Source organism: Phenylobacterium sp. (genome assembly GCF_037138395.1).
In the GTDB taxonomy this organism is placed as follows: domain Bacteria; phylum Pseudomonadota; class Alphaproteobacteria; order Caulobacterales; family Caulobacteraceae; genus Phenylobacterium.
The window spans coordinates 17,314-27,580 of the sequence record NZ_JBAXIM010000015.1 but is presented as its reverse complement, the minus strand read 5'-3'; the positions used below and the strand labels follow the sequence as shown (position 1 = coordinate 27,580).

7 protein-coding genes are annotated in these 10,267 nt (G+C 67.2%); 2 read left to right on the top strand and 5 right to left on the bottom strand.

From position 1 onward, the window contains the following. The 4 genes from WCJ52_RS02205 to WCJ52_RS02190 all read right to left on the bottom strand — a co-directional run. Positions 1 to 1,038: M48 family metalloprotease (locus WCJ52_RS02205; RefSeq protein ID WP_336901659.1), on the bottom strand; the 1,038-nt coding region annotated here is incomplete at its 3' end. Positions 1,039 to 1,105: 67 nt separating this feature from the next. After that, a complete protein-coding gene (gene ppdK / locus WCJ52_RS02200; protein ID WP_336901658.1) occupies positions 1,106 to 3,790 on the bottom strand; it encodes a pyruvate, phosphate dikinase in 2,685 nt (894 codons plus the stop codon). Positions 3,791 to 3,800: 10 nt separating this feature from the next. Then, positions 3,801 to 6,077: a glycine--tRNA ligase subunit beta gene (glyS, locus tag WCJ52_RS02195; RefSeq protein WP_336901657.1), complete on the bottom strand. Its 2,277-nt coding sequence runs from the start codon at positions 6,075 to 6,077 to the stop codon at positions 3,801 to 3,803. A 3-nt stretch (positions 6,078 to 6,080) separates the two neighbouring features. Continuing rightward, positions 6,081 to 6,998 (bottom strand): glycine--tRNA ligase subunit alpha, encoded by a 918-nt coding sequence (locus WCJ52_RS02190; protein WP_336901656.1) that lies wholly within the window; start codon positions 6,996 to 6,998, stop codon positions 6,081 to 6,083. Between the two features lie 420 nt (positions 6,999 to 7,418). Between WCJ52_RS02190 and WCJ52_RS02185 the strand changes: the two genes are divergently transcribed. After that, positions 7,419 to 7,757: a P-II family nitrogen regulator gene (locus WCJ52_RS02185; protein WP_336901655.1), complete on the top strand. Its 339-nt coding sequence runs from the start codon at positions 7,419 to 7,421 to the stop codon at positions 7,755 to 7,757. Positions 7,758 to 7,779: 22 nt separating this feature from the next. Continuing rightward, complete coding sequence (locus WCJ52_RS02180) at positions 7,780 to 9,315, top strand: ammonium transporter (protein ID WP_336901654.1); 1,536 nt, start codon at positions 7,780 to 7,782, stop codon at positions 9,313 to 9,315. A 64-nt stretch (positions 9,316 to 9,379) separates the two neighbouring features. On the opposite strand, the gene WCJ52_RS02175 is transcribed toward WCJ52_RS02180, so the two are convergent. After that, on the bottom strand, positions 9,380 to 10,267 hold the full coding sequence (locus WCJ52_RS02175) for a 4-(cytidine 5'-diphospho)-2-C-methyl-D-erythritol kinase (RefSeq protein ID WP_336901653.1): 888 nt from the start codon (positions 10,265 to 10,267) through the stop codon (positions 9,380 to 9,382).

Here is a 10,267-nt window from a genome sequence, read left to right as displayed (position 1 = left end):
GATCGTAGCCATCGTGGTGGGTCTTGGCCTGATCAGCACCCCGGTCACCGCCTCGCTGACCCGGATCGGAGAGGCGGTGACCGGGGTGCTGATCAGGCCAAGACCCACCACGATGGCTACGATCACCGGGTATCCCGCCGGATCCGCCAGTCCCCTCACCCCGCCCGCTCCCAGCCAGCGCGCGGCGGGGACGAAGAGCCGGTCGACCGTGAACAGGGCCAGGACGGCAAGAATGGAAATCACGATGGCGTTCCGCCAACCGTGGCGCAGGACATAGTGGCCCATCTCGTGCCCGACCACGGCGCGCACTTCTGCCAAGTCGGCACCCTTGGCAAACATCACGTCGCTCATGGCGATGCGCGTACTGCCAAAGAGGCCCGCCACATTGGCGGTATAGCGGTTCGACTGGCGCGAGCCGTTGTAGATGAAGATGCGGTCTGAAGGGACGCCATTAGCCTTGGCGAGGACGACGACGGCGTCACGGACAGGCCCCGGCGGCGCCGGCTCGTATTGGTTGAAGAGCGGGGCTATGAAGACAGGTGCCACAACCATCATCACGACAGAGCCGGCAGCGATAAGGGCGGCGGACCAGAGCCACCAGGTCTTGGGAGCCCTTCGGATCAGGGCATAGATGCCGACGATGAGGGCGAGGGAAACAGGCAGCCCGATGACTGAGGCCAGGGCGCTCTCCCCGAGCCAGCCGGCAAAGGACTGGCTCGACAGGCCATAGCTGCGCTCGCGCGCCCAGTCGGCATAGACGGACCAGGGCAGGTTAAGAAGGGTCTCCACCACAAAGGCGGTCCCCAGGACCAGGGCGCTGACCCGCAGGGGCCCGAAGCCCCGCGCTTCCAGCCGGTCCCGCAAGCGCACCAGCACGCCGGAGCGCACCAGGAGGAGATATATCGCCAGGCTGATCACGGCCGTCCACAGCAGCACCCAATGGCCACCCTGGGTGTAGGCAACGGCCCGATCGTTCGCCTCGGGGCTGAGCTTGGAGAGGTAGGTCGCCGTTGCTGCCGCAGGATCAAAAGTCGCCATTTTTGCCTCTCAGACTGCCTAGAGCCTGTTTGAATCCGATAACCGGTACCACCTATCGGAACAGGAACTAGCGGTCCTTCTCCCGTTCGCCGATGGCCGCCTGGGCCGCCGCTAGCCGGGCGATCGGGGTCCGGAAAGGCGAGCAGCTGACATAGTCGAGGCCAACGGATTCGCAGAACTGGATCGAAGCGGGGTCGCCCCCATGCTCACCGCAGATCCCAAGCTTGATATCCGGACGCGCCGCACGTCCGCGCTCAACGGCGATCCGGATGAGATCACCGACACCCTCCTGGTCCAGGCTCACGAAGGGGTCCTTATCGAAGATGCCCTTCTCAAGGTAGGCTGTCAGGAAGCGTCCGGAATCGTCCCGGCTTATGCCGAAGGTGGTCTGGGTCAGGTCATTGGTGCCGAAGGAGAAGAATTCAGCGGTCTCCGCGAGGTCTGCAGCCCGCAGAGCGGCGCGGGGCAGTTCGACCATGGTCCCGACCTGGTATTCGATCACGAGGCCGCGCTCGCCCATGACAGCCTGGGCGACCCGGTCGGTAAGGGTCCTGAGGAAGCGCATTTCCTCGCCCTTCGCGACCAGGGGATGCATGATCTCCGGGATCGGGGCCGCTGTGCCGCTCTCGGCGATCTGGCAGGCGGCTTCGAAGATCGCCCGGACCTGCATCTCGTAGATTTCGGGATAGGAGATGCCGAGGCGGCAGCCGCGATGGCCTAGCATGGGGTTGGTTTCGTGCAGTTCACGCACCCGGCGCCAGAGCTTGTCGGCGTCCAGTCCCCCCGCTTCCGCGACTGCACGCACGTCCGCCTCGGTCTGGGGCAGGAACTCGTGGAGCGGGGGATCCAGCAGGCGGATGGTGACGGGCAGTCCCTCCATGATGGTGAACAGTTCGACGAAGTCCGCCCTTTGCATGGGAAGGATCTTCTCCAGCGCAGCGCGCCGTCCCGCCTCGTCATCAGCCAGGATCATCTCGCGCACCGCCTGGATCCGGTGCTCATCGAAGAACATGTGTTCGGTGCGGCAAAGACCGATGCCCTCGGCCCCAAACTGACGTGCCATCCGGGCGTCGAGGGGGGTCTCGGCATTGGCGCGGATGCGCAGCCGGCGGAAGACGTCCGCCCAGCCCATCAGGGTCGCGAAGTCGCCGGTGAGTTCCGGCTCGATCATGTTGACAGCACCGGCCAGGACGGCGCCCCGGCTGCTGTCGACCGTGATCACCTCCCGCGCCCGGATGGTGCGCCCCCGGACCTGGAACAGCCCTGCAGCCTTGTCGATCCGGATGTCACCGGCACCCGACACGCAGGGCCGGCCCATGCCCCGGGCCACCACCGCAGCATGACTGGTCATCCCGCCACGGGCGGTCACGATCCCCCGGGCGGCGTGCATTCCGTGGATGTCTTCCGGGCTGGTCTCCTCCCGGACGAGGATCACCGCCTCACCTGCGCCGCCCCTTCGCTGGGCCTCGTCGGCGTCGAAGACCACCGCACCCGTGGCGGCGCCCGGCGAGGCGGGAAGCCCACGCGCTACGACGTCGCGGGGGCTGGCCGGATCGATGGTCGGGTGAAGCAGCTGGTCAAGGCTTGCGGGATCCACCCGCATGACCGCCTCTTCCCGGCTGATCAGACCCTCGCAAGCCATGTCGACGGACATCTTCAGGGCAGCCTTGGCGGTGCGCTTCCCGTTCCGGGTCTGGAGCATGTAGAGCCGACCCTGCTCCACCGTGAACTCCACGTCCTGCATGTCCCGGTAATGGCGCTCCAGGCGCGTCACCACGTCCCGGAACTGGACGAAGACCTCGGGAAGGGCCTCCTCCATGGAGGGAGCCCGATCGCCCATCTCCTCCCGGGCCGCGCGGGTCAGGGCCTGGGGCGTGCGGATCCCCGCCACCACGTCCTCGCCCTGGGCGTTGATCAGGAACTCACCGTACAGACGGTTCTCACCGGTGGAGGGATTGCGGGTGAAGGCCACCCCGGTGGCCGAGGAGTCCCCCATATTGCCGAACACCATGGCCTGGATATTGACCGCCGTGCCCCAGCTCTCGGGGATGTCGTGCATGCGGCGATAGAACTTGGCCCGTTCGTTCATCCAGCTGGCGAAGACGGCGCCGACGGCACCCCAGAGCTGGGCCTTGGGATCCTGCGGGAAGGGCTCGCCCAGTTCCTCCTGGACCGCGGCCTTGTAGTCGGCCACGACCTTTTCCCAGTCCTCGGCGGACAGGGCGGTATCGACGGTGACGTCGAGGCGATCCTTGTGGTTATCGAGGATTTCCTCGAACAGATGGTGATCCAGGCCAAGCACCACAGCGGAGTACATCTGGATGAAGCGCCGGTAGGAATCGAGGGCGAAGCGCCGATTTCCGGCCAGCGCGGCCAGCCCCTCCGTGGTGGCGTCGTTCAGCCCAAGGTTCAGGACCGTGTCCATCATGCCGGGCATGGAGGCCCGTCCGCCGGACCGGACCGAAACCAGGAGGGGGGCGGAAGGGTCGCCAAACCGCTTTCCGGCCAGGGCTTCGACACTGGCCAGCGCCGCTTCGACCTGCGCCGCCAGTATGTCGGGAAACGCACCCTCGTGCGTGTAGAAGAAGTTGCAGGCCTCGGTGGTGATGGTGAAGCCGGGAGGCACGGGCAGGCCCAGGGCGGACATTTCCGCGAGGTTGGCGCCCTTGCCACCCAGAAGGTTGCGCATGGACGCATCACCCTCGGCGACGCCGCCGCCGAAAGCATAGACCCATTGCGTCTGAGCGGGCATGCGACCTCCCCTAGCCGTTGACCTGGCCGAAGTCCGCGACTTCAGCCATGGCAGTGCGGACCTGCGCCAGCAGCCTCAGGCGGTTGTCGCGGGCCATCGGGTCCTCGGCATTGACCATGACCTTTTCGAAGAAGGCGTCCACCGGGCCGCGCAGGCCTGCGAGGGCCTTCATGGCCCCAGCGAAGTCCTCGGCGTCGGCGAGATCGGCGACCCGGGGCCCTGCCTGCGCGACGGCGGCGACAAGGGCGATCTCTTCCTCGGGAGCACCCGCAAGCCGTTGGGCGGGGCCTGAAGGCAGCGCGCCCTTCTTTTCCTCGGCCCGGAGGATGTTGGTTGCCCGGCGATAACCGGCGAGGAGGTTGGCGCCGTCCTCTGTGATCAGGAAGTCCGACAGGGCCTCGACCCGGGCGTTGATCCGGACCAGGTCATCGTCGCCGAGGGCGAAGACGGCGTCGACAAGGTCATGTTGCCGGCCCTGCTCGCGCATCAAGACCTTCAGGCGATCCGCCAGGAAGGCCAGGACCTCCGCGGCGACCTCAGGATAGGGACGGAAGCGGTAGAGGATTTCACCTTCGGGCGCCTCGCCGGCGGAGGCGCTGCGGTCGAAGCGGATATCAAAGTCCGCGTCAATGGCCACGACCATCGGTTCGGCCTCGAGGAGGGCCGCCTCGAACTCCTCGACATAGGTCTGGAAGACCTCGGAGTCCTGGCGGGGAAGCGGGCCAAGGTAACCGGTTGTCCTGCGGGTGGAGGCGTAGAGAGCCCGGCCGGGATCGACGAAGCAGCGGAGCGAGCGGTACCAGTCAGCGACCATCTCACGCACAGGGGCCCGGACCTCGGAGGTCAGGAGGATGCGGATGACGCCCAGGGCCGCCCGGCGCAGGGCGTAGGGGTCGCGCGAGCCGGTGGGCTTCTCGTTGATGGCAAAGAAGGCCACCAGGGTGTCCAGCTTCTCCGCCAGGGCCACCGCCATGGTGACCGGGCGGTCGGGAACCTCATCTGAGGGCCCAACGGGCTTGTAATGGTCGCGGATTGCCTCGGCGGTCACCGGGGTCAACTTCTCTTCAAGGGCGTAATAGCCGCCCATCAGGCCCTGGAGTTCAGGGAACTCGACAACCATGCCGGTGGTCAGGTCGGCCTTGCACAGGCGGGCGGCCAGGGCGGCCTTGGCCGGGTCCGCGCCCACCCGGCCGGACAGGGCACCGGCAAGGTGCTCGAGCCGCTCGACACGCTCGGAGAGGGTTCCAAGCCGGGCGTGGAAGGTCACCGACTTCAGCTTTTCGAGGCGGTCTTCCAGTCGGACCTTGCGATCCTCGTCCCAGAAGAAGCGGGCATCGGAGAGGCGTGCCGAAAGCACCTTGGCGTTGCCAGAGGCGATGGTCGCGCCGCCATCAGGGGCCTGGATGTTGGCGACGGTGATGAAGTGCGGCGCCAGCTGGCCCGTCACCGGGTCCTTCACGGCAAAGTACTTCTGGTGGTTCCGCATGGAGGTGCGGATCACCTCGGGCGGCAGGGCCAGGAAGTCCGGATTCATTTCGCCGAGGATCGGGACGGGCCATTCGGCGAGGCCGGCGACCTCGTCCAGCAGCCCCGCATCCTCGACAAGTTGAAGCCCCCGGTCGGCGCAGAGGCGCCGGGCCTCAGTGAGGATGCGAACCTTGCGCGCCTCGGGATCCAGGGCCACGAAACGCTTCTCCAGGCCCGAACTGTAGCTGGCAAAACTGCGGACCCGGAAGGGTCGGGCCGAGCCCATGAACCGGTGACCGACGGTGAAGTCGACGGCGGGAACCCCATCGACATCGAACGGGACCAGAACGCCGTCGAAGAGGCAGAGGATGTGCTTGAGCGGCCGGACCCAGCGAAGCGTTCCCGTGCCCCAGGTCATGGACTTCGGCCAGGGAAAGGCCCGGACCACCTCCGGAACGATCTCGGCGATAATCTCCGGCGTCGGCCGGCCGGTGGCGCTGATCTCGGCAAACCAGACGCCGTCACGCTGGACAAGCTGGTCGCGGGTCAGGCCGGTGGAGCGAAGGAAACCCTCCAGGGCCGCCTCCGGAGCCGAGGTCCTCGGCCCCTTGCGCTCCTCCTTGCGGTCCGGCTGGGCCGCGGCCAGGCCTTCCGCCACCAGGGTCAGGCGACGCAGCCCAGCGAAGGCGCGGGTCGTGCGCGGCTCAAGCCCTGCGGCGACAAGGCGCTCCCGGACCATGCGGTCGAGATCGCGCGCCGCCTGGGCCTGCATCCGGGCGGGGATCTCCTCGGAGAAGAGTTCGATGAGCAGCTGGGCCATGTCTCAGACCTCCCCTGCGGCGGTACTGGCCGCCTCGTTGGCGACCCAGGCCTCGGCGCACATCCGGGTCAGATCGCGAATGCGGCCGATATAGCTCTGGCGCTCGGCGACCGCGATGGCCCCGCGGGCATCCATCAGGTTGAACAGGTGGCTGGCCTTCAGCACATGGTCGTAGGCGGGCAGGACCGTCGCCTGTCCCTGGGGGCCCCGCCCCTGCAGGAACCTCGGGACCTGGGCCTCCATGTCCTCGAACTGCCGCTTCAGGGTCGCCACGTCGTAGAGGTGGAAATTGGCCTCGGACTGCTGGCGTTCGTTCTCGAGGAAGACATCGCCATAGGTTATGGGAAGCGGGCCATCGGGATCGTTGAAGGCCAGTTGGTCGAAGCGGTCGACGCCCTGCAGGTACATGGCTAGGCGCTCCAGTCCGTAGGTCAGCTCGCCAGAGACCGGAAACACGTCAAGGCCCCCCACCTGCTGGAAGTAGGTGTACTGGGTCACCTCCATCCCGTCGCACCAGACCTCCCAACCCAGGCCCCAGGCGCCGACCGTCGGGTTTTCCCAGTCGTCCTCGACGAAACGGATGTCGTGGAGCCGGGTGTCGAGGCCAATGGCATCCAGGCTGCCGAGGTAGAGTTCCTGGAGGTTGTCGGGGTTGGGCTTCAGGATCACCTGGTACTGGTAGAAGTGCTGAAGCCGGTTGGGGTTCTCGCCGTAACGACCGTCGCCCGGCCGCCGGGAGGGCTGGACGTAGGCGGCGCGCCAAGGGCGGGGGCCGAGGGCCCGCAGGACCGTTGCCGGATGCAGGGTGCCCGCCCCGACCTCCACATCGTGAGGCTGCAGGATCACGCAGCCCTGACGGCTCCAGTAGTCGTGAAGCTTCAGGATCAGGGCCTGAAAAGACAGCGGTTTTTCAGCGGGCATCGGCAGCACTTCGCAGGCGCAAAAACGAGGTCGGACCATAGGGCCCGAAGCCCCGCGCTTCAAGCGCGCCGAAGGGATTGCGGGTGGCTGACGATCCGGATCGCCGGAGGGGCGATGACCTTGCCCAGTACGTGCACGATACCCTTTGAGGGCGCCTCATCGGCCTGGAAGATCGGCCCCCGCGCATGTGAGGCCAAAGCCGTATTCGCAGGCTCTCGGCCCTGTCGCCTGCAAGCCGGTGCCCGCTTTTGAACCATCTCCGGACCCAGGGTGCCCATTTTCTGCACTTCCATCTATGAGCGCCTGTTTTTTCGGCGCCCGAGACCGCCGTCGGCGGGTCCTCGGCCTACCGTGGTGCTGGGTCCTGCTGGTCATTCCGGCCCGGGGCCGTTCCACAAGGAACCGAGCGGGAGCGATGGGATGAAATTGATCATGGCGATCGTCAAACCCTTCAAGCTGGACGACGTGCGCGAAGCTCTCGTGTCGTCCGGCGTCGAGGGGCTCACGATCACGGAAGTCAAGGGATATGGACGCCAGAAGGGCCAGACCGAGATCTATCGGGGTGCAGAGTACCAGGTGAACTTCATCCCGAAGGTGAAGCTGGAGGCTGTCGTCGACGACGCCGCAGCCGCCGGGGCCGTCGAGGCCATCAAGGCCGCGGCCTCCACCGGCAAGATTGGCGACGGGAAGATCTTCGTCATCGACGTCGCAGACGCCGTGCGGATCCGTACTGGCGAAACCGGCGCCTCGGCGCTCTGACCCCTTCAGGAAGGAAAACAACATGAGTTGGTTGAAATCGAGGGGTCTGGCTGGGCTGATGCTCGCCGCGACCCTGGCCGGAGCGCCACTGGCGGCCCCGGCATTCGCACAGGACGTAGCACCGGCCGCCACAGCGGTGGCGGTGGCCGAAGCCGCGCCTGCGCTGGCTGCGCCGGCGGAAATGGCTGTGCCCGCCCCGGCGCCGGCGGCGGTGGCTGCACCGATCCCCGACAAGGGCGACACCACCTGGATGCTGGTCTCTACCGTCCTGGTGCTGCTGATGATCGTGCCGGGTCTGGCCCTGTTCTACGGCGGTCTCGTCCGCCAGAAGAACATGCTGTCCATGCTGATGCAGGTGGGCGTGGTCACCGTGATCGGCATGATCGCCTGGTTGTTCTGGGGCTACAGCCTGTCCTTCTCGGACGGCGGCGGCCTGGACAAGTTCATCGGCGGTGCCGGAAGGCTCTTCCTGAAGGACGTGACGCCCGCCAGTACCGTGGCGACCTTCTCGACCGGCGTCGTCATTCCGGAACTGGTCTTCATGGCCTTCCAGATGACCTTCGCCTGCATCACTGCCGCCCTGGTCCTCGGCGGCGTGGCGGAGCGGATGAAGTTTGCGGCCGTGGTGATCTTCGCCATCCTCTGGCCCCTCCTGTCCTACTATCCCCTGGCGCACATGGTTTGGTGGTGGGCGGGTCCTGACGCGGTCGCGGCCGCGCCCAAGGACCCGATCCAGGCTGGCCTGATCTGGGGCTTTGGAGCCCTGGACTTCGCCGGCGGCACCGTGGTGCACATCAATGCCGGCATCGCGGCCCTGATGGGGGCCCTGATCCTCGGCCCCCGCAAGGGCTACGGCACCGAGCCCATGCCGCCGCACTCCCTGACCCTGACCATGACGGGCGCAGGCCTGCTCTGGGTCGGGTGGTTCGGCTTCAATGCCGGCTCCAACCTTGAAGCCAACGGCTACGCCGCCCTGGCCATGGTGAACACCCTGGTGGCCACAGCCGCCGCTGGGATCTCCTGGGTCGCCACGGAATGGGTTACTCGCAAGCGCGCCAGCGCCCTTGGCCTGGCGTCGGGCCTGGTCGCCGGCCTGGTCGCGATCACCCCCGCGGCGGGCTTCGCCGGACCCGTGGGCGCCGTGATCCTCGGACTGGTCGTCTCGCCGGTCTGCGTGTTCTTTTGCTCGAAGATCAAGAATGCCCTTAAGTACGACGACAGCCTGGACGCCTTTGGCATCCACGCCATCGGCGGCATCCTCGGGGCCATAGCGACGGGCCTGCTGGTCAATCCGGCCTGGGGCGGGGCGGGCGTGGTGGACTACACCACCTGCGGCCTAGATGGCGACATCTCGACCTGCGACACGGCGGCCTACGTCCTTTCCACCCAGGTCATGGCCCAGGTAAAGGCGGTCCTCGTGTCGGTCGGCTGGTCGGCGGCCGCGAGCAGCATCGTGTTCTTCGTCATCAAGTACACGGTGGGCCTGAGGTCCTCCCTGGAAAGCGAAGAGGAAGGGCTCGACATCTCAGAGTTCGGAGAGCGCGCCTACCACTCCTGATCCTCTCCCAAGGCGTGGCGGAGCGGGGGCCCCTTGGGGTCCCCGTATTCGTTTGGCCCCCCCCTCAGACAGAAGCGTCCCGCAGACCTCCGAGGCTGCAGGCGCGAACCCACCAGTCGGGATGGGTCTGGCGGATATCTCCCGCCAGCCGGTGGGCAGAACCCGGGTCGGCGCAGAGCGCGAGACAGGTCGCGCCCGAACCCGAGAGCCTGGCCAGGCGGGTCTCCGGGGCGGCCCTCAGGCGATCCAACACATCGCCAATAACCGGCGCCACCGCGATTGCCGGCGCTTCGAGATCGTTGCGCAGGTCACCGAGCCATAAGGCGGCGGCGGCGGCGTCCGGCAGGACAGCCGGGGGCGCGACGGGATCAGACCCGCCAAATCGCGCCGACAGGTCGTAGGCGCGATAGACCTCGCCTGTCGGGCAGGCGACGCCGGGATTGACCAGGACTGCAGGCAGGCTGGGCAGGAGCGGCGCAGGGCCCAGGACGTCTCCCCTGCCTGATGCCGTCACAGGCCGGCTGCGGACGCAGGCGGGGACGTCCGACCCAAGGTCTGCTGCAAGCGCCTCGAGTTCGACCGGAGAGAGCCCCGCCTTCCACTCTGCATTAAGGAGACGCAGGGTCGCTGCGGCATCTGCCGATCCTCCGCCCAGGCCCGACGCGACAGGCAGGCGCTTGTCCAGGACCAGGGCCGGCAGGGGCCCGAGGCGGCCCAGGTGCACAGCCAGCTGGCGGGCGGCCCGCGTGACCAGGTTGTCCCCATCTCCGAGGCTGGAGGCAAATGGGCCCGTCAGGCGAAGCGGCGGCTCGGAACCCGACGAGATCGACACCCCATCTCCCAAGTCCGCGAAGACCATCAGGCTGTTGATGGGGTGGAAACCGTCTGCCCCGGGCGGCCCCACGTGCAGATAGAGGTTGATCTTGGCGGGCGCGAAGGCGCTGGCGCTCAT